The organism is Roseovarius sp. B08 (assembly GCF_051417955.1).
GTDB lineage: Bacteria > Pseudomonadota > Alphaproteobacteria > Rhodobacterales > Rhodobacteraceae > Roseovarius.
Map to the genome: position 1 here is coordinate 2,031,272 of NZ_JBPRLW010000001.1, position 24,210 is coordinate 2,055,481.

Consider the following 24,210-nt stretch of genomic DNA (forward strand, 5'->3'; position numbering starts at 1 on the left):
TGCTGCCGCGTCTTCGCGGATCAATCCCTCCTGGAAATGAGGTTCGTGCAGGTTGCCCCCTGGCCGCCACGTCGCCGGTTTTGGGGTTTGGTTTTGGTCTGGCCTTGCCGCATGTGCGGTGATGCCGAATGGAGAAGACGATGGCGAATTTTGATCCGAACTCGGTAACCGGCCTCATCGGCCTTTGGGATTTCAAGAGTGGTGCCGAAAAGAAAGACACCGGCCTGGACGATGGTATCGCCCAAAACGCCGAACACGGCGATGGCAACGCCATCAACGTAAGCTTTTCCGGCGACCGTCTGATCGTTGGCGCGGGCTCGAATTCGCACCCCACCGTGCTCGACATCAAGGCCGACCCGAACTCGTCGGCGGATGACGAACAGTTCAACCTGGACCGCGGCACGATCGAGACGCAGTTCACGCAGTTCTCTCATTCCGGGTCTTCCGAAGACGTGATCCTGTCGCGCGGCGAAAAGAATATCGACGAGAAAGACGAGGGCTTCTTCGAGATCCGCGTCACCAAGGATGGCCAGGTCCAGACCTATCACAACACGAACGATGGCGATGCCGTCGCCACGCTGTCCACCTCCAAGGGCTTTTTCAAGCCGGGCGATCTGGTCAACGTGAAGTACTCTTTCGATGTCGACACCGGCGCGACCCTCACCGTCGAGAACCTGACCACCGGCAAGGCCGAGACGATGGAAAGCACCGAGAAGGGCCTGACCTTCGATCTGACCGACGACGACGACGAAGAGTTCAGCTTTGGCGCGCGTGAGGTCGACGACCAGAAATATGACAAGGAATTCCAGGGCGCGATCGACTATGTCGCGCTGTATGAATCGCCCAAGGCAGGCCCGGACGGCGCCGTCGACGGCGAGGATTTCGGCGAGGACATGGACCTTGGCTATGACGACTCCAACGCGCCCACCGACCAGGGCGGCGACAAGATCACCAACGGCGCCGACCTGATCTATGGCAACGGCGGCAACGACACGATCGATGGCGCCGGCGGCGACGACACCATCTATGGCGGCACCGGCGGCGAGGCCGGCTTCAACGGACCGCGCGAAAGCTTCAACTGGGACAAGGTCTCGGGCGCTCAGGCGGACAGCACCGCCACCCAGGATACCGGCAATGTGGATGTGACCTACACCCGCATCGCGGACACCGGGAAACATGAAAGCGACATCGACAATTCGACCAACCTGAACACTGCCGGCATCGACACCGGCGGTGAGTCGATCGACACCAACAGTTCGCTCTTCTCGGAAACCGGCGGCAAGGGCAATACCGGCAAGTTCCAGTGGGAATTCTCGGAAGTCGTCGGAAACCTGGAATTCAATATCAACGACCTTGACGGTGACGGCCTTGTGACCGTGAAGGCCTACGACGCCGACAACAACCCGATCGAGGTTGTCCTGACCGGCGGCAAGGACATCAAGATCACCGGCAATGTCGCCGATGCGGATGGCCCGTACCAGGACGAGGACGATCCCGACACGACCGTCAATGTCTCGATCGCGGGTCCGGTATCGCGCGTCGTGGTCGAGCACACGCAGAACGGCTATGACAATTCGGGCATCCACATCACCGATATGTATTTCGACACCGGATACAGCCTGGGTGACGATGGCAACGACGTGATCACCGGCGGCGCCGGCGCGGATGAAATGTACGGCGAGGGCGGCGACGACACGTTCATCGTCTCCAGCGGTGCGGACGGCGACGGCGACGAGGTGGTCGGCGGCAACGGTCCCGACGACACCAAGGACAACGACACGCTGGACCTGCGCGGCGCGGGCCAGGTGACGATCGTCGCTTCCGCCGATGCCAGCGATCATGGCGCCCAGAAAGGGACCGTGACCTTCGAGGACGGCTCGGTGCTGGAATTCAGCCAGATCGAGACGATCCTGACCGATCCGCAGCGCGACGGTGTTGTCGACGGCGAGGAAACCGGCGAGGTCATGAACCCCGGCTACGACGACAGCAACGGCCCGACCGACGGCGGCGGCGACATCATCGACGGCCCCGACGGGCTGGATGACGTCATCGAGGGCAACGGTGGCGACGACACCATCAATGCCGGCCTCGGCAATGATACGGTCGATGGCGGCACCGGCGCTGACGTTATCGTGGGCGGTGCGGGCACCGATTCGATCACCGGCGGTCAGGGCGATGACGATATCGCCGTTGGCGGCAATGACAGCGCCTGGGGCGGCACCGGCGACGACGAGTTCACCATCGACGGCACCGATCCGGCCACGGATATCGACGTCACCATCGACGGCGGCTCGGACGGCACCGACGGCAACCCCGACGGCCCGGAAAACGGCGACGAGGGCGACATCCTGAACCTCGGCGACCGCACCGAGGACCTGACCGTCGTTCTCGAAGACGCAGATCCCGAGAACGGCACGGTCAACGGTCTCGACGCCGATGGCGCCACCGACGTCACCTTCGAGGAGATCGAGCGCATCATCACCGGCAGCGGCAATGACACCATCGACGCCAAGGATGCCGATGGCCCGATCGACGTGGAAACCGGCGCGGGTGACGACTCGGTCGTTGGCGGCAACGGCGACGACAAGATCGACACCGGCGACGGCGACGACACGGTCATTTCCGGCGACGGATCGGACACGGTCGATGGCGGCCACGGCAACAACTACATCGACACGTCCAAGAACAGCGCGCTGCCGCTGCCCGATGACGGCTTCCCGTCCTACGGTCCGTTCCCGGCCGTGCCCGCGGATGCCGATCCGAACGACGACCGCGATCTTGTCACTACCGGCAGCGGTAACGATACGATCTACACCGGCGACGACAACGACACCATCAACGCCGGCGCGGGGAACAACTATGTCGACGGCGGCCTTGACGACGACGATATCACCACGCTCTGGGGCAATGACACCATCGTCGGCGGTGAGGGCAACGACACGATCTCGTCCGGCGGTGGCGACGATCTCATCTATGGCGGTCTCGACCCCAATGTCGTGCCGTTCGACCAGATCAACATCCCCGACGCACCGGATGGCGGAAGCTTTGGCCCCGACCCCGATGAAGATAACGGACGGGACTGGATCGACGCCGGCACGGGCAATGACACGGTGTATGGCCAGGACGATGACGACACCATCTATGGCGGTGGCGGCAGCGACCTGCTGGACGGCGGCAGAGATGACGACCTGATCTACGGTGGCGACGGCCGCGACACCATCTATGGCGGCCAGGGGGCCGACACGATGTACGGCGAGGCCGGCTCGGACGAGTTCCGCTTTGACGAGCGCGAACATGCCTTCGGCGACGAGATCGACGGCGGCACCGAGGATGGCGACAACGACCCGACGACCGACAACGAGAACGACCAGCTCTACCTGCAAGGCATGGGCCGGTTCGAGATCGTCCAAAGCGACGGCGTCACCCCGCTGGACCTGACCACGCCGAACGATCCGGACGGCAACAGCTTTACCGGCCAGGTCAACTTCCTCGATGCCAACGGCAACGTCGAAGGCGTCCTGAAGTTCACCGAAATCGAGGACATCATTCCCTGCTTCACGCCGGGAACCGTCATCGCCACCCCGAAAGGCGAGCGCCTCGTCGAAGAGCTGCGTGAAGGCGACAAGATCATCACCCGCGACAACGGTCTGCAAGAGATCCGCTGGGTGGGCCGCCGCGATCTGTCGGGGCAGGAGCTGGCCAACGCGCCGCACCTGCAGCCGGTCCTGATCCGTGCGGGGTCCCTGGGCCACGGACTGCCGGAACGTGACATGATGGTGTCGCCGCAGCACCGTGTGCTGATCAACAACGAGAAGTCTGCCCTCTATTTCGAGGACCGCGAGGTTCTGGCAGCGGCCAAGCACCTCACCGGCATGGAAGGCGTGACCTCGGTCGAGGCCAGCTCGGTCAGCTACATCCACTTCATGTTCGACCAGCACGAGGTGGTGCTGTCCAACGGCGCCTGGACCGAAAGCTTCCAGCCCGGCGACACGGTGCTCGACGCGATGGGCGACGCCCAGCGCAAGGAGATCTTCGAGCTCTTCCCCGAACTGTCGGAGGCAGAGGGCCTGAAGGCCTACACCGCCGCACGCCGGTCACTGAAGAGGCACGAAGCGCGGCTTCTGGTAAAGTAACAGCTTTGCAGCCGACCGGCCCTTTCCGGGGCCGGTCACATGGAATCGGTTACGGGGGCTGACTCGAGTTCCAGTAAACAATCCCGGTCACCGACCGGGATTGTTTCGTTTTCATAAAGTTGTTCGCGCAAAAGCGTATCGTGACGCCGCGTCTGTCTGAAATTCGTGAATTTCACCGGGGCTTTCGTGAAGGCCGCGAAAGCACGCTCGCCGCAGCGGGCACCGACGCGGGAAAGCCGTTTTCGCCTGACCTTCGACCCACACACCGCGATCTCGGCCGCCGTGTTCAGGCAGCTTTCCGCACCGCGATCATGCGATGTGCGGCATGGCAAGCAAACCGGAAACCCTGCTCTAGTCTTTCGCCGTCCGCCAGTCCGCCCAGGCTTCGGGCGTGTCCAGATCCAACGTGGCCCTGGTCCCGCCAAGGGGGCAGGGCCGTACTCGCTCTTGCGCGATCACCTCCCGTGCACCGGTATCGCCGCGCAGCGTGACAAGCGCCGGTAACAGCCGGGCGGGCAAAAGGGTCGGGTGCCCGAACCGCCCCTGCGCATCCGTCGCGCGGATCACGTCGCGCGGATGCTCTACGTGCAGCGCACCAACCGCCCGCATATCCTCGCCCGTCAGGTCCGGCATGTCGGGCAGTACGATCATCAGCCCGCTCATATCCCGTTCCATGGCCCAATGCGCCGCCGCGCGCAAAGACGCGCTGATCCCGTTGGCCGCATCGGGCACGCGTCGCGCTTCGAGCGCCGCGTCCGTCACATCGCCAAGGCATGCGGCACGGGCACCAGGCTCCGGGGGAAGGGTAACAAGCAGGGGTAAACCTGTGCTTAACGCCCGCCGCACCTGCCGCAGCAACAGCGGCATGCCGTCCACCTCTTCCAGCAGCTTGTCGCGCCCGCGCATCCGCGATGACGCGCCCGCCGCGGGCAGAACGATCCCCAATGTCACCTGTGCCGGGCCTTTCGTGTCTGATCCCGGATTACCCTCGCATCCGGCTCACGTCGGGGTCAAACAGATGCTCGGTCAGCAGCTTTGCCGCGCAGATCTCGCCCAGGATCTCGATCTCGGCTTCCAGCCCCGGCTTGGCATGTTGGGTGGGGATCAGCGCCAGCGCAATCGACTTCTCCGCATGGTGCGAATACCCGCCCGAGGTGCAGAACCCCTGTACGCTGCCGTCGATCCAGACCGGCTCATAGGCGTTGACATCGGCATCTGTCGCATCCACCTCGAACGCCACCAGCGCCCGCTTCGCCCCTTCCGCCCGTTCCTTTTCGGCCGCCGCGCGCCCGATGAAATCGGCGTTTTTCCCGAAGCTGATGAAACGGTCCATGCCGGTTTCGCCCGGCGTGTAATCGGGCGAAAACTCCGAGAGCCAGGAGCCAAAGAACCGGTCCAGCCGCAGCGACATCATCGCCCGCATCCCGAAAGGTTTCAGGCCGAACGCCTTGCCCTGGCTCCACAATTGGTCCCACAGCGCTCGCTGCGCCATCGGATCGCAATAGATCTCGAAACCCAGATCGCCGGTATAGCTGACCCGCTGAACGAGGCAGTCGACCATGCCCACGGAAATTTGCCGCAGATCCATGAACGCCATGTCGGAAATATCCGCCCGCGTGCAGGCCGCCAGCAACTCGCGTGATTTCGGCCCCGCCAGTTGAAACCCGTTCAGCCGGTCCGAAATATTCTCGACCATCACGCCGTCCGCCGCGTTTCGCTCGAACCAGCGCATGTGATAAGCCTGCGCGCCATAAGAGGCGGTCAGCTGGAACGCCTCGTCCGACAGGCAGGACACCGTGAAATCGCCGATCAGTCGACCCGCATGTGACAGCATCGGCGTCAGGCTTATCCGCCGCGTTTTCGGGATGCGGCCCCCCATGATCCGGTCCAGCCAATCGCGCGCGGCGGGGCCGGTCACCAGGTACTTGCCGAAGTTGTGAACCTCATTGATTCCAACCCCTTGCCGGACGGCCTTCACCTCGCGTGCCGTAGCCTCCCACGCATTCGAGCGCCGGAAGCTGGGCGTCTCGAACCGTGGCTCGTCGCCTTGGGCAAAATAGTTCACCACCTCCAGCCCGAACTGATGCCCCCAGACCGCGCCCATCCCGTCAAAGATGTCGTACATCGGCGTGGTGCGGAAGGGGCGCGCGGCGGGCAACTCCTCGTTCGGATAGCTGACGGAAAACCGTTTCTGATAGTTCTCGATCACCTTGGGCAGGGTGTAACCGGGCGTGATCCAGTCGCCGTAACGCGCCACGTCCATCGCGCTCACGTCCCGCTCGCATTCCCCCGTCGTCATCCACTGCGCCAGCATCAGGCCCACACCGCCGCCCTGGCTGAACCCGGCCATCACCCCACAGGCCGACCAATAGTTGCGCAGACCCGGCACCGGGCCCACCAGCGGGTTGCCGTCGGGCGCAAAGGTGAACGGCCCGTGAATGACCGATTTCACCCCGGCACGTTCCAGCGCGGGAAAGCGTTTGTAAGCGAAATCAATGGATTGCTCGATCTTGTCAAAGTCGTCGGGCAACAACTCATGCCCGAATTCCCAAGGCGTGCCATCCACCGCCCAGGCCCGGCAGGGCTGCTCGTAGAACCCGATGCAGACCCCGCGCCCCTCCTGCCGCAGATAGCTTTCACCGGCCGGATCCATCACATGCGGATGTTCTCCGCCGGCGTCGATGATGGCGGCAATCTCCGGCACTTCCTCGGTCACGAGGTACTGGTGCTCCATCGGGTAGATCGGCACGTAAACGCCCGCCATCGCGCCCACTTCCCGCGCCCAAAGGCCCGCCGCGTTGACCACATGCTCGGCCAAAATGGTGCCTTTCTCGGTCACCACCTCCCAGGTGCCATCCGGTTTCGGGTTCGTTTCCAGTACCTTGCAATGCGTCTCAATCGTGGCGCCGCCCATCCGCGCGGCCTTGGCATAGGCGTGGGTGGTGCCCGACGGGTCAAGGTGGCCGTCCAATGGGTCGTAAAGCGCCCCGATAATGCCATCCGTGTTGGTCACCGGAGCGATCCTGCGCACTTCGTCGGGCCCCACGATCTCGGTCTCCAGCCCCATGTAACGATGCTTGGCCCGTTCAGCGAGCAGCATGTCGAACCGGTCCTTGTTGTCCGCCAGCGTCACGCCACCCACGTGGTGCAGCCCGCAGGACATGCCGGTGATTTCCTCCAACTCCTTGTAAAGCTTGATCGTATAGCCCTGAAGCGCGGCCATGTTGGTGTCGCCGTTGAGCGTATGAAAGCCCCCCGCGGCGTGCCACGTCGAGCCAGAGGTCAGGTCCGAGCGTTCGATCAGCATCACGTCCGACCAGCCCAGTTTCGTCAGGTGGTAAAGCACGCTGCAGCCGACAACGCCGCCGCCGATCACGGCCACTCGGGTGGTGGTTTTCATGGGGTATTCCTTGCTCCTGGTGTTAGCTCCAGACTGTCTGGTTGCCGAGGGACAGCATGTCCGTTTGCGACAGGATGTGTCGTAAAGTGGTGCAACTACGGATCGAAGGGAACCGAGCGGACCAGACGCGCACGCGCCGCGCCGTCGCATGAATGCTGGCTCGCCCTCAGCCAATCACGCGGCCTCGGGCTGTGACAACCACCCCCTGACGCAAACCGTAACCCCTGTCGGAAACGACATGACAAAATGCTTCCGCACGACCGATGATGTCGGGAACCGACAAACGCGGGCCGTCCCGGTGGGGCAGTGTGCCGCCAAACAGTCAGATAGGAAGACGAGATGAAGACTCATGCACAGGCCGTTGTCATCGGGGGTGGCGTCATCGGATGCTCGGTCCTCTATCACCTGACCAAGTTGGGCTGGACAGACGTGGTGTTGCTGGAGCGCGACGAGCTGACCTCCGGCTCGACCTGGCACGCGGCGGCCAACATCCATGGCCTGCACGACAGCGCCAATATCAGCCGCCTGCAACACTACACGATGAACCTCTACAACAGCCTGGAAGAGGAAACCGGCCAAAGCTGCGGCGTCTTCCAGCCCGGCTCGCTCTACCTCGCGCAGACGGAAAACCGCGAGCATCAGCTGAAGCTTCAGGCCGCCAAGGCCGAACTCTACGGGATGAACTTCTTCGAGATCACCCGCGAAGAGGCCGAGGAAAAGCACCCGCTGGTCAATTTCGACGGCATCCGCTGCATCATGTGGGAACCCGATGGCGGCAACGTGGACCCCTCGGGCGTGACCAACGCCTATGCCGTGGGCGCCCGCCAGCGCGGCGCGGAAATCCACCGCTTCACGCCTGTCACGGCCACCACGCAGAAACCCGACGGCACCTGGATCGTCGAGACGCCCAAGGGCAATATCGAAACCGAATGGGTCATCAACTGCGCCGGTCTCTGGGGCCGCGAAGTGGCGAAAATGGCGGGCATCGAGGTGCCGCTGCAACCCACCGAGCACCAGTATTTCGTGACCGAAACCATCGCAGAGATCGACGGCATGGACCGCCGCCTTCCCTCCGTCGCCGACCGCGACGGCGAGTATTACTTGCGGCAAGAGGGCAAGGGCCTGCTCATTGGCGCCTACGAGCGTGACATGCGCTTCTGGGCCGAAGATGGCACGCCGCTCGACTTCGCCCATGACCTCTTCCCCGACGACCTGGAACGCATCATGGAAAACGTGATGCGCGCGATGGACCGCGTCCCGGTCGCCGCCGAGGCGGGGATCAAGCGGGTCATCAACGGCCCGATGATCTGGTCGCCCGACAGCAACGTGATCCTTGGCCCGGTGCCGGAATTGAAGAACTACTTCATGGTCGGCGGCATCATCCCCGGCTTCAGCCAGTCGGCGGGCATGGGCCTGATGGTCAGCCAGTGGATCGTCGAGGGCGAGATGAAATACGACATGTTCGCCTGGGACATCGCGCGCTTCGGCCTCTGGGCCAACGACCGCAAGTTCGTCAAGGCGAAGGTCGAGGATGTCTATGCCCACCGTTTCGCCATCCATTACCCCAACGAGGAACGCGCCGCGGGCCGTCCGCTGCGGACACGCCCCGTCTACGAAATGCAGAAAGAAATGGGCGCGGTCTTCGGCCTGAACTACGGTTGGGAACACCCGCAATGGTTCGCCAATGAGCCCGGCGCCAAGGACACCAACGGTTTCATCCGCCAGAACTGGTGGGCTCCCGTGGGCGAAGAATGCAAGATGCTGCGCGACCGCGCCGGCATCATCGATATCTCGAACTTCGCCAAATACCACGTGAAAGGGCCGGGGGCCGAGGATTGGCTGAACGCCGTCTTCGCCAACCGGATGCCCAAATCCGTGGGCCGGTCCTGCCTCACGCCGCTCATCGGCGTGCGCGGCGGCATCGCGGGGGACGCGACCGTGACGCGCGTGGCCGAAGACGAGTTCTGGGTCGTCTCCTCGGGCATGGCCGAACGCTATCACAAGCGGTTCTTCGACATGGTCCCACTGCCCGAGGACACCACCTTCGAGACGAAAACCGAGGCCATGTGCGGCTTCAACGTCGCCGGCCCGAAATCGCGCGAGATGCTGCAGCGCCTGACCAACGTAAGCCTCGCCACCGAGGATTTCCCCTTCATGCGCTCCAAGATGATCGACATCGCGGGCGTCCGTTGCCTCGCCCTCAGGGTCAGCTTCACCGGCGATCTGGGCTGGGAACTGCATTGCAAGACCGAGGACCAGGAGAAGCTCTACAAGGCCCTGCTGGAGGCCGGCAGGGAGTTCGACGCAGGCCCCGTGGGCGCCCGTGCGCTCATGTCCATGCGGGTCGAAAAGGGCTATGGTTCGTGGAGCCGCGAATACTCACCCGAGTATTTCCCGCACGAGGTCGGCTTTGCACCGCTCTGCAAGATGGACAAGGAGTTCCTCAACAAGGCGGCGGCGGAAAAGGCCATGGCCGAGCCCACGCGCGAGGAACTGGTGCTGATCCATATCGACGAAGAGGACACCCATGCCTCCAACGCCGACGCCACCGGCGGCGAGCCGATCCGCGACGCGAACGGCACCCCGGTGGGCCGCGTCACCTCGGGCACCTATGGCTATACTGTCGGCATGAGTCTCGCGCTCGGTTACGTGAAATCCGGCACCGTCAAGCCCGGCGACGATGTGCAGGTCATGGTGCTGGGCCGCCCGCACAAGGCCCGCATCCTGCACGAGCCGCCGTTCGATCCCAAGGGCGAAAAGCTGCGCGCCTGAGGCAAGCCTTGCCTGCCCGCGCGCAGAAAGGGGAACCCTGACTGTGCCAATGCCGGTCCTTCGACTGTCCCGAACGGCGAAGGATCGGCGAGAGTCGGTTCTTCATGCTCCGGTGCGACGCAGGCCCACACCGGTACGGCACCGGGTTTCTCACCTACAGCAGCCGACCACCCGTCTTCGGGTCATCCTCCGGGCCGCGATCCTTACGGAAGTCGATCGCGCCGCCCGAAAGGCAGCAGCGAACCCGGCGGGCCAGGGGGCGTGGGTTTTCACCCACCCTACGCCCGCGACGTGCCGCTCCGGCCCGAAGAGACGTGCCGCTTACCCGCGCCGCCGCCGGTTGCGCCGCGCCGGGCGTGGCGTGTCGTCGTCATCATCCTCGGTGCCGTCCACCGCCGACGAAAACGCCCCCAGCGCCTCGGTGATCTGCTCCAGCGTCGGGCGCGCGCCGCGCGGCCGCGTCTCCAGCGCCTCGCGCATCTTCGACAGGTGCTCGGGCATCGTGCCACAGCAACCGCCGATGATCGTCGCCCCCGCATCGCGGGCCAGCACGGCGTAATCCGCCATCAGGTCGGGTGTGCCGTCGTAATGGATATGCCCGTCCACGTATTTCGGTATGCCGGCATTGCCCTTGGCCACGATCGGCCGCTCGGTGCCCTGCGCCACAAAGCCCAGCACCGTGCGCATCAGGTCCGACGCGCCGACGCCGCAATTGGCGCCAAAAGCCAGCGGCTTATGATCCAGTTTCTCCACCATCACGGCCATGTCGGCCGAGGTCAGGCCCATCATCGTGCGCCCGGCCGTGTCGAAACTCATCGTGCCGCACCACGGCATCTCGGCCAGCTTGAACGCTTCCGCCGCGGCCTTGTATTCCTCGGGGGCGCTGATCGTCTCCAGCCACAGAACGTCGGCGCCGCCTTCCTTCAGCCCTTCGGCCTGTTCGTGAAGAATCTCCACCGCCAGTTCGTGGGTCAGGCTGCCCATCGGCGCCATGATCTCGCCGGTGGGGCCGACGGACCCGGCCACAACCACGGGGCGGTCGCGACGGTCGGCCACCTCGCGCCCGATCTCCGCCGAGACGCGGCTCAACTCGCGCGCCCGCTTCTGCGCGCCGTGCAGCTTCAGTCGCGAGGCGTTGCCGCCAAAGGAATTGGTCAGGAACAGGTCGCTGCCCGCATCGACGGCCATGGCGTAAAGCTTTTCGATCCGGTCGGGATGCTCCACGTTCCACATCTCGGGCGCGTCACCGGAGCTCAGACCCATGTTGAAAAGATTGGTGCCGGTGGCCCCATCCGCGAGGATCCAGTCCCGCTCGGCCATCATCTTGCTCAGTGCGTTGGTCATGCGCTGCCCTCTGTCCAATATCGGCAGGCAATCTCATACATTCCGTGCGCGCGCAAATCCAAAATACGCGACTTCTTCCTGAACCACGATACCGTCCGCCGCCAGCGTCCCGCGCGCGTCTCGTTCGTGCGTCTCTATACCATGCGCGCGGCAGGCCGGCGAATGACCAGCCACAGGCCCGGCAGGCCCAGGCACCGCCCTAAACGGCTCCGGACCAGCGCCAGGCGCGGCACCGGCAGGGCGCCAAAGCTGCTCTTGAACTGTCCTGCCAGGCGATGAACACCGCTTGGGCTCAGCGAACCGCCCCAAGGTTGAAGACCTGGCGTTACCAGCAGCTTAACAGATCAAATTAAGGGAAGTTAATCGCGACCTGGTCGCCCTTGCCGCGTAGGGCGGGTGAAAACCCACCTCTAATGGGTGAGAACCCACGCGCCCTCAACTTTCCTTCATCAACTGCTCCTGCGCCACGCGCAGAAGCTCGTCCATCTTCGAGCGGATCGTATCGGCATCGGCCATGTCGCCCAGATCACCCGCGACCTTGCGCACCACGTCCTCGTGACCCGCTTCCTCGAAATCCGACAGCACGACCTCTTTCGCATAGGCATCGGCATCCGCCCCGGTCTTGCCCAGGATTTCCGCCGCCCACAGGCCCAACAGCTTGTTGCGCCGCGCCTCGGCCTTGAATTTCATTTCCTCGTCGTGGGCATACTTGTTTTCAAAGGCGTTTTCACGATCGTCGAAAGTGCTCATCAGCTCTCCCCGGGGCAGGTATTTCAGTTGTCCCAGATATGGCCGCAAGCCCGCGCGGACGCAAGTGCCTAAGGGCTTCTTGCCCCATTTCGCCGCATGCACTATGAGAACGCCAGATGCCGCGAGTCCCTCAACGCGGCCCCATATGAAAGAGAGCCCATGGCGCGGCGCAAGAAAATCTACGAAGGCAAGGCGAAGACCCTGTTCGAAGGCCCCGAACCGGGCACCATCGTGCAGTATTTCAAGGACGACGCCACCGCCTTCAACGCGGAAAAACGCGATGTGATCGAAGGCAAGGGCGTGCTCAACAACATGCTCTCGGAATACTTCATGACCGGCCTGACCAATGTCGGCATCCCCAACCACTTCCTCAAGCGGATCAACATGCGCGAGCAGCTGGTCCGTGCCTGCGAGATCATTCCGCTCGAGGTGATCGTGCGCAACTATGCCGCCGGCTCGATGGCCAAGCGGCTGGGCATGGACGAGGGCACGCAGCTGCCGCGTCCGATCGTGGAATACTGCCTGAAAGACGACGCCCTCGGCGACCCGCTCGTGACCGAGGAACATATCGCCGCCTTCGGCTGGGCCACGCAGCAGGACATGGACGATATCCTGTCGCTCGCGCTGCGCGTGAACGACTTCCTCGCCGGTGTCATGTACGGCGTCGGCATCAAGCTGGTGGATTTCAAGATCGAGATCGGCCGCGTCTATGACGGCGATTTCATGCGCCTGATCGTGGCCGACGAGATCTCGCCCGACAGCTGCCGGCTGTGGGATATCGAGACCGGCCAGAAACTCGACAAGGATGTGTTCCGCCGCGACCTGGGCAGCCTGACGGATGCCTATACCGAGGTGGCCAAGCGCCTGGGCGTCATGCCCAAGACCAACCCGCCCGTGACCAAACCGACTCTGATCAACTAGGGGAATCGACCACATGAAAGCCCGCGTACACGTCATGCTGAAAAACGGTGTTCTGGACCCGCAGGGCGAGGCGGTGCGCCACGCGCTTGGCTCGCTGGGCTTCGACGGGGTCGAGGGCGTGCGCCAGGGCAAGATCATCGAACTGGACCTGACAGAGACCGATCCGGGCAAGGCCAAGGAAACGGTCACGGCCATGTGCGAAAAGCTGCTGGCGAACACGGTCATCGAATCCTATTCGGTGGAGATCACCTGATGCACGCCGCCGTCATCGTCTTTCCCGGCTCCAACTGCGACCGTGACATGAAGGTCGCGTTCGAGAACGCGGGCGCCAAGGTTTCGATGGTCTGGCACAAGGACACCGAGATGCCCGCCGGGGTCGACGTGATCGGCGTGCCGGGCGGTTTTTCCTTTGGCGACTACCTGCGCTGCGGCGCAATTGCGGCCAACTCGCCCATTTGCCAGTCGGTCAAGGCGCACGCGGAAAAGGGCGGCTATGTGCTGGGCATCTGCAACGGTTTCCAGGTGCTGACGGAAACCGGGCTTCTGCCGGGGGTTCTGCTGCGAAACGCCGGGTTGAAGTATGTCTGCAAAGCCCTTGACCTGAAAGTGGAAACTTCGAATTCAGCCTATACGTCGGGCTACAACGCGGGCACCACGATCACCATTCCGATCGCGCATCACGACGGCAATTACTATGCCGACGCGGACACGCTCCAGCGTTTGAACGACGAGGATCGCGTCGCCTTTCGCTACGTCGAAAACCCCAACGGCTCGCAGCAGGACATCGCCGGCATCCTGTCGGACAACCGCCGCGTGCTGGGCATGATGCCCCACCCCGAGCGCATGGCCGAGGAAACCCACGGCAACACCGAGGGCGCGACACTCTTTTCCAGCCTCGTCGGCAGCCTGGAGAACGCCTGATCCCGTGTTCCGGCGGCAACCCGCCGGGCGCGCCGTGGACCACTCTTGTTCCGCCCCCGGCGACGGCGTAATCTGAAGCATGGCCAGGGGGTTCTTTTCACGCGAGGACAGGAACGGGCGCACGCTGGGTTGGCGCGCGCGTCTGGCGCTGTTGACGCTGGTGGCGCTGGCCATCGGAGTCGTCGCCGTCACCAACAGCCTGCTGACCGACCGTTTCACCGAAAACACCCGTAACCGCGCCGAATTGCGCCTGGCACTCTATTCCGGCAACCTTCTGTCCGAGCTGCGCCAGAACGCCATCGTGCCGCAGCTTCTGGCGCGTGACCCGGCGCTCATCAGTGCACTTGACGCGGGCAATTTTACGCAATCGTCCCAACGCCTTATCACCTTCAACGAAGAGATCGAGGCCGCCTCGCTGACGCTTCTGGACGCCGACGGCCGTGTCGTCGCCGCCACCGACCGCGCCCGCATCGGGCAATCCGCCCGCGATGCGCCTTACTTCGTCGACACCCTGCGCAGCCGCGACAACGTCTTCACCATCGTGCAGGACGAAACCGGCGCCTTCCGCTTTTTCTATTCGCGCCGCGTGGACAGCAACCAGACGCTGGCCGGCATGATCGTGGTCGAGATCAATCTGCAGAAATTCGAACGCGCCTGGGCCGGTATTTCCGACGCCGTGCTGGTCACCGACTCGCAGGGCCGCATCATCCTGGCGACCGAACCGCGCTGGCGCGGGTTGACCGAACAGGACGCGCTGACGCGCGAGCCGCCCAGTTCCGCAATCTTCCGCGCCATCCAGGCCACCACCGACTGGTCCAGCCTGCCGCCCGACGCCTATGTCGAAGGCGAGGCGGTGATGCGGGTCGAGGGCAGGGTGGCCTTCCGGGGCTGGCGCATCGCGTCCTTCACCACCTACGCCTCGGTGCGCGACAAGGTGAACGGCGTGCTGGCGCTTGAAATCATGATCTTCGCCATCCTGCTGGCGCTGGCCTTCTATTTCCTCAACCGCAAGACGGCGGCGCGCGCCTCGCTCTTCCAGCGCGAGTCGGCGGAGCTTCGCGCATTGAACGCGCGGTTGCAGCGGGAAATCGCCGAACGCCAGAGGGTGCAGGAAAACCTTGCGGTGGCCGAACAGACGCTTCAGCAAAGCTCCAAGCTGGCCGTGCTGGGCGAGATGTCGGCGGCCGTCAGCCACGAGCTGAACCAGCCTCTTGCGGCGATGAAGACCTACCTGGCCGGCGCCCGCCTCCTGCTGTCGCGCAACCGCCCCGACGAGGCCGTCAGCTCGTTCCAACGCATCGACGACCTGATCGAGCGGATGGGCGCAATCACCAAGCAGCTCAAATCCTACGCCCGGCAGGACGGCAACCGCTTTCAGCCTGTAAACATGGGCGATGCGATCTATTCGGCGCTCGCGCTGATGGAACCGCAGCTGCGCGAACGCAAGGTCGATATCACCCGCACCATGCCCGAGGAAGCGGTCTGGGTGATGGGCGACCGGGTGCGTATCGAGCAGGTCATCATCAACCTTCTGCGCAACGCCATGGACGCCACCCAGAACGAACCCGAGGCCCGGATCGACATCCTGCTGGCCGCGGGCGAGACAGCCGTTCTCACCGTGCGCGACAACGGCTCGGGCATCGCCGATATCGACAACCTGTTCGAGCCTTTCTACACCACCAAGCAGCCCGGCGACGGTGTCGGCTTGGGGCTTGCCATTTCCTCGGGTATCGTAAACGACCTCGGCGGCCGTCTGACGGCGCGCAACGCCGCCAACGGGGGGGCTGTATTCGAAATGCAGCTACCCATATTGACCGAAGACGCCCAACCGGACGCGACAAGAGCAGCGGAGTAAAAGGACATGCCGACCGCCATGAAAATCGCCATCATCGACGATGAAAAGGATATGCGCCAGTCGATCAGCCAATGGCTGGCCCTGTCGGGATACGACACCGAGGCCTTCCCCTCCGCCGAAGAGGCGCTCAAGGTGCTGGGGCCGGATTATCCCGGCATCGTGGTGACCGACATCAAGATGCCCGGCATGGACGGGATGCAATTCCTGAAAAAGCTGATGGGCAGCGACAGCTCTCTGCCAGTGATCATGATCACCGGCCACGGCGACGTGCCCATGGCGGTCGAGGCGATGCGGGTAGGGGCCTACGACTTCCTCGAAAAGCCGTTCAACCCCGACCGGATGAACGAGCTGGCCAAGCGCGCCACCAACGCCCGCCGCATGGTTCTGGACAGCCGCGCGCTGCGGCGCGAGCTTTCCGATGGCGGCCAGTTGATGAAAAAGCTCATCGGCGCCTCGCCGGTGATGGAACGCCTCAAGGAGGACATTCTCGACCTGGGCCAGGCCGACGGCCACGTCCTGATCGAGGGCGAGACCGGCACCGGCAAGACCCTCGTGGCCCACGCCCTGCACGCCGTCGGCGCCCGCGCCGGCAAGAAATTCGTCCTGATCTCCTGCTCGGGCATCGAGGAAGACGCCCTGATGAAGCGCCTCTTCGGCCCGATGCAGCCCGAGGACACTCGCCTGCCTGCCGTGGAAGAGGCCCGCGGCGGCACGCTGGTGCTGGAGGATATCGAGAAACTCAGCGAACCCGCGCAGGCCAAGCTGCTCAGTTTCGTCAACGAGGAAGGCACCCCGCCCGAAACCCGCGTCGTGGCCATTTCCAACATGCAGGAACAGGACCGCACCTGCGAGGACGCCCTGCGCTCAGACCTCTTCTACCGCCTCGGCGCGCTGCGCATCACCGTGCCGCCCCTGCGCCAGCGGGGCGAGGATATCCTGACCCTCTTCACCCGCTTCTCCGACGCCTTCGCCGACGATTACGGTTGCGAGGCGCCACAGGTCTCCGCCCAGGAAGCCGCGCAACTCTTGCAGGCGCCCTGGCCGGGCAACGTGCGGCAACTCATCAACATCGCCGAACGCGCCGTCCTGCAATCGCGCCGCGGCTCGGGCACCATTGCTTCGCTCCTGATGTCCGACCATCAGGACATGCAGCCGGTAATGACGACCGAGGGCAAGCCGCTCAAGGAATATGTCGAGGCGTTCGAGCGGATGCTGATCGACAACACCATGCGCCGCCACAAGGGCTCCATCGCCAGCGTGATGGAGGAACTCTGCCTGCCGCGCCGGACCCTCAACGAGAAGATGGCGAAATACGGCCTGCAACGCTCCGACTACCTCTGAGCCTGCCGGAACCGGGTCAGCGCCCGCGCGTTTCTCCTGTAACAAACAAGGAGAGAGCAGCATGACCCGCACCGTCATCATCACCGGCGCCGGTTCCGGTATCGGCGCCGCCACCGCCAAACGCTTTGCAGATGACGGCTGGAACGTCGTTCTCAACGGCCGCACCCGCGAAAAGCTCGATGCCGTCGCGGCCGAGCTGCCCGAAATGCACGTCCGCGTGGTGCAGGGCGACGTGGCGAACCCTGATGATGCCGCGCGCCTGGTCGAGGAGGCGGTCGACAGCTTCGGCGGCCTGACCTGCCTCGTCAACAATGCCGGCATCGCCCGCGGCGGCGAGCCGGGCGCACTCAGCCACGACGATTTCAATGCCCAGATGCACATCAACGTGGGCGGTACCTTCAACTGCGTGACCGCGGCACTGCCGGAGCTGAAAAAGGCCGACGGCGCCTGCATCGTCAACACGTCCTCGGTGTCGGGCGAACGTGGCGACTGGGCGATGTTCGGCTACAACGCCTCGAAGGGCGCGATCAGCAACATGACCCGTGCCATGGCGCTCGATCTCGCGCCCGAGATCCGCGTCAACGCCGTGGCGCCGTCGCTGACCGAGACCGAGTTGACAACGGATATCCGCGACGACGACGCCCTGATGAAGCGTTTTTCCGATCGCATCCCGATGGGCCGGGGCGCCAAACCCGAAGAGGTGGCAAGCGTCATCGCCTTTCTCGCTTCGCATGACGCCCGCTTCGTCAACGGCGTGGTGCTGCCCGTCGATGGCGGCCTTTCGGCATCGAACGGCCAGCCGAACTTCTCGGCCTGACTTCCGCAGACCTGCGCGATACAGGTTCCGCGCAGGTGCATTTTTCGCGGGCATTCTCCCATCGCGTGTGGTGGCGCACCGCCGCCATTTGTGGCAGGCGCAAGATTACCCATTGTGTTTTACCGCACTCAGCCCTTATTTAGGGAAGATGGTTCACCTTTTGTGGACCATTCCAGAGTTTCGCTGCCTCGGATCCGCAAGACGGGTCGCGGGGCAACCGATTGGGTCCCGACGGGACCACGAGACGCCGGCACGCCCCAAGGGGCGATGCGGCACATGAACGGGGGCAGGGGCCGAGGCCCGACGCCCTGGAGAAGAACCGCGATGACGCGCGCGAGAACATCGACGTTCCACAGCAAGACCCGATCCGGTCGGGCCTGCCGCGTGTCGCATATCGCTCGAAAAAGACACGACCAACGCACGCTCGCACCCCCAGGGGGCCGGCGGCCTTCGTCGTGCAACGGACATACATGCCCAAGAAAATGCTTATCGATGCCACCCACGCGGAGGAAACCCGCGTCGTGGTGGTGGACGGAAACAAGGTCGAGGAGTTCGACTTTGAATCGGAAAACAAGCGCCAGCTAGCTGGCAACATCTACCTCGCAAAGGTCACACGGGTGGAGCCGTCTCTTCAGGCGGCCTTCGTCGATTACGGCGGCAACCGCCACGGTTTCCTCGCCTTTACCGAGATCCACCCCGACTATTACCAGATCCCCGTGGCCGACCGCGAGGCGCTCCTGGAAGAGGAACGCGCCTATGCCGAGGCAATGAGGGCGCGCGACGAGGAAGACGAGAAACCCAAACCCAAGCGCAGCCGCCGGCGGCGCTCGTCCAAGGCGACTGACGCGGACAACGGAGATTCCGTTGCCAAATCGGATATCGACGGGATGGAAACCATCGACCTCGACGACGAGGGTACGGCCGAGGGCGAGGGGCTCTCGCCGATGGAAACCGTGGCCGACACTCCGGTCGAGGAACCGCAGGACGACGAGACGGACAACGACTCGGACGATGACACGACCGAGGCCGCCACGGCAGAGACGGACGAGGGTGCCGGTCACGATCACGACGACGACAGCGAAAAGCGCTCCGACGCCTCCTCCAAGGACGAGACCATCGAATCCGTCGCCGATGACGACGACCACGAGGATATCCGCCCGCCGCGCAAACCGCGCCCGCGCCGCTACAAGATCCAGGAGGTCATCAAGGTCCGCCAGATCCTGCTGGTGCAGGTCGTCAAGGAAGAGCGCGGCAACAAGGGCGCGGCGCTGACCACGTATCTCAGCCTCGCGGGCCGCTACTGCGTGTTGATGCCCAACACCGCCCGCGGCGGCGGCATCAGCCGCAAGATCACCAACGCCACCGACCGCAAGAAGCTCAAGGAGATCGCGAACGAGATCGACCTGCCCAAGGGCGCGGGCCTGATCGTGCGCACCGCCGGGGCCAAGCGCACCAAGTCCGAGATCAAGCGCGATTACGAGTACCTGCAACGCCTGTGGGAACAGATCCGCGAGCTGACGCTGAAATCCATCGCGCCGGCCAAGATCTACGAAGAGGGCGACCTGATCAAACGCTCGATCCGCGACCTCTACAATCGCGATATCGACGAGGTGCATGTGGAAGGCGAGCGCGGCTACCGTATCGCCAAGGACTTCATGAAGATGATCATGCCGTCCCATGCCAAGAACGTGAAGCAATACGGCGACACCCTGCCGCTCTTCGCGCGCTACCAGGTGGAATCGTACCTCGCGGGCATGTTCAACCCCACGGTCCAGCTGAAATCCGGCGGCTACATCGTCATCGGCGTGACCGAGGCGCTGGTGGCCATCGACGTGAACTCCGGCCGCGCCACCAAGGAAGGCTCGATCGAGGAAACCGCGCTCAAGACCAACCTCGAAGCCGCCGACGAGGTCGCCCGCCAGCTGCGCCTGCGCGACTTGGCGGGACTCATCGTGATCGACTTCATCGACATGGACGAGCGCAAGAACAACGCCGCCGTCGAAAAGCGCATGAAGGACCGGCTCAAGACCGACCGCGCCCGCATCCAGGTGGGCCGCATCTCGGGCTTCGGCCTGATGGAGATGAGCCGCCAGCGCCTGCGCCCCGGCATGCTCGAGGCCACGACCCAGCCATGCCCGTCCTGCCACGGCACCGGCCTCATCCGTTCGGACGACAGCATGGCGCTTTCCATCCTGCGCCAGATCGAAGAGGAAGGCACCCGTGGCCGCTCGCGCGAGGTGCTGGTCAAGTGCCCCGTGGGCATCGCCAACTTCCTGATCAACCAGAAACGCGAACACGTGGCGCAGATCGAGGGCCGCTATGGCCTGTCGGTGCGGATCGAGGGCGACCCCGCGCTCATCAGCCCCGACTTCTCGCTTGAAAAGTTCAAGACCGCGACACGCGTGGTGAAACAGACCTCCGCTGCCGTGGTATCGGTCGACAGTTCGCTGATGGACGATATCGACGCCGCCGAGGCGGCCGAAGCGCCCGATCCCGTCGAGGCCCCGCCCGCGCCGGAGAATGACAACGGCGATAACGAGGGCCAGCCCAAGAAAAAGCGCCGGCGGCGGCGCCGGTCGCGCTCGCGTTCCAAATCCGGCAATGGCGAGAACGGGCAGAACGGCAACGGCCAGGACAACAATGGCCAGTCAGGCGATGACCAATCGGCCAACGACCAGCCCCAGCACGAGGACGGGTCTCAAAAGGACGACAAGCCGTCCGAGGCCGAGCCTGTCGCGGCCAAGTCGGAAGATACTTCACAAGAGGTGCCGAAAGAGGACAAGCCCAAGCGCGTAAGCCGCTCGCGCAAGAAGAAGACCGACGACGCGCCCAAGGAAGAAACCTCCGCCGCCGAGGCCGCGGCCGAGAGCGCCGGGGCCGCGCCCGAGGACAAACCGGCGGACAAGCCGAAGCCCAAGCCGCGCTCGCGCAGCAGGAAAAAGGCAGAGCCCGTAGCCGAGACCGCGGCGGAAGCGCCAGCGGACCCCGCTCCCGAGGTCGCTCCGGAACCTGCGCCAGCACCGGCCCCGGAGGCAGCGGAAGCCGCGTCGGAATCGGTCGCCGAGACGTCTCCTGAACCAGAGGCCGAGGCCAAGCCGGCCAGGAAACCGCGCACGCGTTCGACCTCGACCCGGAAAAAGCCCGAGCCCGTCGCCGCCGAGGCCGCCGACACTGCCGAGGCCGCCACGAAAGAGGCGGACGAGGACAAGCCCAAGCGCAAGGGCTGGTGGTCTTTCGGAGGTTAGACCGCTTCGACGAAAAGCGGAAACGCCGGGGCAGGACCCCGGCGTTTTTATTTGTGCGCTGTGGCAGTTCAAGAACCACCCGTCCCGGGCTTGACCCGGGACCTCATCGGTCAGAGATCCCGGATCAGGTCCGGGATGACGTTAACCCACCAGCCTCCGTCATCCTTGGGCTCGACCCGAGAATCTCCGCATAAAGAGATCCCGGATCAGGTCCGGGATGAGTGCCGGGTCAGCCCGGCACTCACTCCTCCGCCTCATCCACCGGCACGTACAGATCCCCGCCTTCGCGGAACTTCGCGGCCATCTTCTCCATCCCTTCCTTCTGCGCCTCGGCGCGGATGTCGTGGCTGATCCGCATCGAGCAGAATTTCGGCCCGCACATCGAACAGAAATGCGCCACCTTGTGCGCCTCCTTGGGCAGGGTCTGGTCATGGAATTCCCGCGCCGTCTCCGGGTCCAGCGACAGGTTGAACTGGTCCTCCCAGCGGAACTCGAACCGCGCGCGGCTCAGCGCATCGTCGCGCCGCTGCGCCCCCGGCAAGCCCTTGGCAAGGTCGGCGGCGTGGGCCGCGATCTTGTAGGTGATGACGCCGGTCTTCACGTCGTCCCGGTCCGGCAGTCCCAAGTGCTCTTTCGGCGTCACGTAGCACAGCATCGCGCAGCCGAACCACCCGATCATCGCCGCGCCGATCCCGCTGGTGATATGGTCGTATCCCGGCGCGATATCCGTGGTCAGCGGCCCAAGCGTATAGAACGGCGCCTCGTGACAGCACTCCAGCTGCTTGTCCATGTTCTCCTTGATCTTGTGCATGGCCACATGGCCCGGCCCCTCGATCATCACCTGGCAATCCTTGGCCCAGGCGATCTTGGTCAACTCCCCCAGCGTCTCCAGCTCCGCAAACTGCGCCTCGTCATTGGCATCCGCAATCGACCCGGGCCGCAGCCCGTCGCCAAGGCTGAACGACACGTCATAGGCCCGGCAGATGTCGCAGATCTCCTCGAAATGCTCATAGAGGAAAGACTCGCGGTGATGGTGCAGGCACCATTTGGCCATGATCGACCCGCCACGCGACACGATGCCCGTCACCCGGTCCACCGTCATCGGCACCATGTGCAGCCGCACGCCCGCGTGGATGGTGAAATAATCCACCCCCTGTTCCGCCTGCTCGATCAGCGTGTCCCGGAACACCTCCCAGGTCAGGTCCTCGGCGATCCCGTTCACCTTCTCCAGCGCCTGGTAGATCGGAACGGTCCCGATCGGCACGGGGCTGTTGCGGATGATCCATTCGCGCGTGTTGTGGATGTTGCGCCCGGTGCTGAGGTCCATCACCGTGTCCGCCCCCCAGCGGATCGCCCAGACCAGCTTGTCTACTTCCTCCTCCATCGAGGAGGTCACGGCGGAGGTGCCCATGTTGGCGTTGATCTTCACCAGGAAATTGCGCCCGATGATCATCGGCTCGGATTCGGGGTGGTTGATGTTGGCCGGGATGATCGCCCGGCCCGCCGCCACCTCGTCACGCACGAATTCCGGCGTCACGTAATCGGGGATATTGGCGCCCCAGTCATTGCCGTCCCGCGCTTCGGCCACGGCCTCGCGCATTTGGTTCTCGCGGATCGCGATGAACTCCATCTCCGGCGTCACCACGCCCGCTCGCGCATAAGCCAGCTGCGTCACCGCCTTGCCATCCTTCGCGCGCATCGGCGCGGCCAGATTGGGAAATTCCGGCGTCAACCGGTCGCCCTCGACAAAGCCATTGTCCTCGGGCTTGACCACGCGGCCCTCGTACGCCTCGACGTCACCCCGCGCAGTGATCCAGTCGCGCCGCAGCTTCGGCAGCCCTTCTCGGATATCCGTCAGAACATTCGGGTCCGTATAGGGCCCCGAACTGTCATAGACGGGCAGGGGCTCTTCACCGGAGGTTGGATGCACGGAGATCTCGCGCATCGGCACCCGGATATCGGGGTATTGCGTGCCGTTCACATAGATCTTGCGCGACGCGGGCAACTCGCCCGTGGTGATCTTGGGATTGGGTACGTTCATTTTGGCGCTCCTCAAGCGGTATACTCAAAAAGACACCAGAAGATGCGTGGCTTGGGGGAAACGCGGGGGCGCTTTGGCCCCGTCTTCGGACAGCAGCGCCCGGGCGGCCCGGGAGTGCGATCCTAGCTTCCTACGCCAGTGTCAACTGGGTCAGGTTCAAAGGGTCGCATCACCGGGCATTTGCCCACGTCAGCCTCTCAGTCCCCTGGGCGGGACCCCCTGCGTGGCGCCACGCTAGCGAAAGGCTTCCGTCATTTCAACGGTCAATCGGCGAAACGCGCCGGATCACACCGGAACGTCGTCAAGGTCGCGGCCCGGCTTCGGTTTGGCCTTCTCCGCCGTCACCTCCACCGCAAGGCCCATCTTGCGCATCATGCGCTGCGTTTCCTCGGTATAATCCGCCATCGCCTTACGGCAGAAATCGGTCTGCACCTTCATCAGCTCCTGCGGGGTCGTGCACGCCAGCATCGCGCGCTGCACCTCCATATCCTCCTGAAGCCGTGCGTTCATGAACCGCATGCTTTCCTGCATGATCTCCATCCACGCCGTCGCGGCCACGGGGCTGAAGGCCGCCATCCCCGCGCGGGTCGCCGCGCCCGCCGGGTCCACGGCGTCGGCGGTCTCTTTCGTCTTCGTGGATTTCGCCATCTCTGCCACTCCTTTCGGTCGG

Annotated in this window: 15 protein-coding genes; 9 read left to right on the plus strand and 6 right to left on the minus strand. The window is 64.2% G+C overall.

All coding sequences use genetic code 11. The annotated features are described in order from the left end of the window. Positions 1-140 precede the first annotated feature (140 nt). Positions 141-4,133, plus strand: coding sequence for a Hint domain-containing protein (locus tag ACSQ76_RS10305; RefSeq protein ID WP_437156511.1), 3,993 nt, complete (start codon positions 141-143; stop codon positions 4,131-4,133). Between the two features lie 351 nt (positions 4,134-4,484). On the opposite strand, the gene ACSQ76_RS10310 is transcribed toward ACSQ76_RS10305, so the two are convergent. Together ACSQ76_RS10310 and ACSQ76_RS10315 are read right to left on the minus strand one after the other, a co-directional pair. Continuing rightward, positions 4,485-5,084 (minus strand): nucleotidyltransferase family protein, encoded by a 600-nt coding sequence (locus tag ACSQ76_RS10310; RefSeq protein WP_437156512.1) that lies wholly within the window; start codon positions 5,082-5,084, stop codon positions 4,485-4,487. Between the two features lie 31 nt (positions 5,085-5,115). After that, positions 5,116-7,533, minus strand: a complete 2,418-nt coding sequence (locus ACSQ76_RS10315; protein WP_437156513.1) for a GcvT family protein — start codon at positions 7,531-7,533, stop codon at positions 5,116-5,118. A 339-nt stretch (positions 7,534-7,872) separates the two neighbouring features. Between ACSQ76_RS10315 and ACSQ76_RS10320 the strand changes: the two genes are divergently transcribed. After that, positions 7,873-10,305, plus strand: a complete 2,433-nt coding sequence (locus tag ACSQ76_RS10320; protein WP_437156514.1) for a GcvT family protein — start codon at positions 7,873-7,875, stop codon at positions 10,303-10,305. A 321-nt stretch (positions 10,306-10,626) separates the two neighbouring features. Here ACSQ76_RS10320 and bmt read toward each other — a convergent pair whose 3' ends face one another. Next, positions 10,627-11,649 carry a betaine--homocysteine S-methyltransferase gene (gene bmt / locus ACSQ76_RS10325; RefSeq protein WP_437156515.1) on the minus strand — a complete coding sequence of 341 codons (1,023 nt, stop codon included), beginning with the start codon at positions 11,647-11,649 and terminating at the stop codon, positions 10,627-10,629. Positions 11,650-12,084: 435 nt separating this feature from the next. Continuing rightward, complete coding sequence (locus tag ACSQ76_RS10330; protein ID WP_306128315.1) at positions 12,085-12,399, minus strand: DUF1476 domain-containing protein; 315 nt, start codon at positions 12,397-12,399, stop codon at positions 12,085-12,087. A 159-nt stretch (positions 12,400-12,558) separates the two neighbouring features. Here ACSQ76_RS10330 and purC point away from each other — a divergent pair, with 159 nt between their 5' ends. The 7 genes from purC (at position 12,559) to ACSQ76_RS10365 (ending at position 21,499) form a co-directional block, all read left to right on the plus strand. Next, the gene (gene purC / locus ACSQ76_RS10335) at positions 12,559-13,320 is read left to right on the plus strand and encodes a phosphoribosylaminoimidazolesuccinocarboxamide synthase (protein WP_152492292.1); all 762 of its coding nucleotides are present in this window, start codon (positions 12,559-12,561) and stop codon (positions 13,318-13,320) included. A gap of 13 nt (positions 13,321-13,333) precedes the next feature. Further along, positions 13,334-13,573 carry a phosphoribosylformylglycinamidine synthase subunit PurS gene (purS, locus tag ACSQ76_RS10340; RefSeq protein WP_437156516.1) on the plus strand — a complete coding sequence of 80 codons (240 nt, stop codon included), beginning with the start codon at positions 13,334-13,336 and terminating at the stop codon, positions 13,571-13,573. Beyond that, a complete protein-coding gene (purQ, locus tag ACSQ76_RS10345; RefSeq protein WP_437156517.1) occupies positions 13,573-14,241 on the plus strand; it encodes a phosphoribosylformylglycinamidine synthase subunit PurQ in 669 nt (222 codons plus the stop codon). The genes purS and purQ overlap by 1 nt, the downstream gene beginning before the upstream one ends. Before the next feature lie 79 nt (positions 14,242-14,320). Then, on the plus strand, positions 14,321-16,096 hold the full coding sequence (locus ACSQ76_RS10350) for a sensor histidine kinase (protein ID WP_437156518.1): 1,776 nt from the start codon (positions 14,321-14,323) through the stop codon (positions 16,094-16,096). A 6-nt stretch (positions 16,097-16,102) separates the two neighbouring features. Continuing rightward, on the plus strand, positions 16,103-17,437 hold the full coding sequence (locus ACSQ76_RS10355) for a sigma-54-dependent transcriptional regulator (RefSeq protein WP_437156519.1): 1,335 nt from the start codon (positions 16,103-16,105) through the stop codon (positions 17,435-17,437). Between the two features lie 61 nt (positions 17,438-17,498). Next, entirely contained in the window at positions 17,499-18,254 is a 756-nt protein-coding gene (locus tag ACSQ76_RS10360) for an SDR family NAD(P)-dependent oxidoreductase (protein WP_437156520.1), read from the plus strand. Positions 18,255-18,724: 470 nt separating this feature from the next. Next, complete coding sequence (locus ACSQ76_RS10365) at positions 18,725-21,499, plus strand: Rne/Rng family ribonuclease (RefSeq protein WP_437156521.1); 2,775 nt, start codon at positions 18,725-18,727, stop codon at positions 21,497-21,499. Positions 21,500-21,740: 241 nt separating this feature from the next. Here the strand turns inward: ACSQ76_RS10365 and thiC are convergent, their stop codons facing one another. Both thiC and ACSQ76_RS10375 read right to left on the minus strand, forming a co-directional pair. Continuing rightward, on the minus strand, positions 21,741-23,540 hold the full coding sequence (thiC, locus tag ACSQ76_RS10370) for a phosphomethylpyrimidine synthase ThiC (protein WP_437156522.1): 1,800 nt from the start codon (positions 23,538-23,540) through the stop codon (positions 21,741-21,743). Between the two features lie 285 nt (positions 23,541-23,825). After that, positions 23,826-24,188 carry a phasin family protein gene (locus tag ACSQ76_RS10375; protein ID WP_306128322.1) on the minus strand — a complete coding sequence of 121 codons (363 nt, stop codon included), beginning with the start codon at positions 24,186-24,188 and terminating at the stop codon, positions 23,826-23,828. Positions 24,189-24,210: the final 22 nt, after the last annotated feature.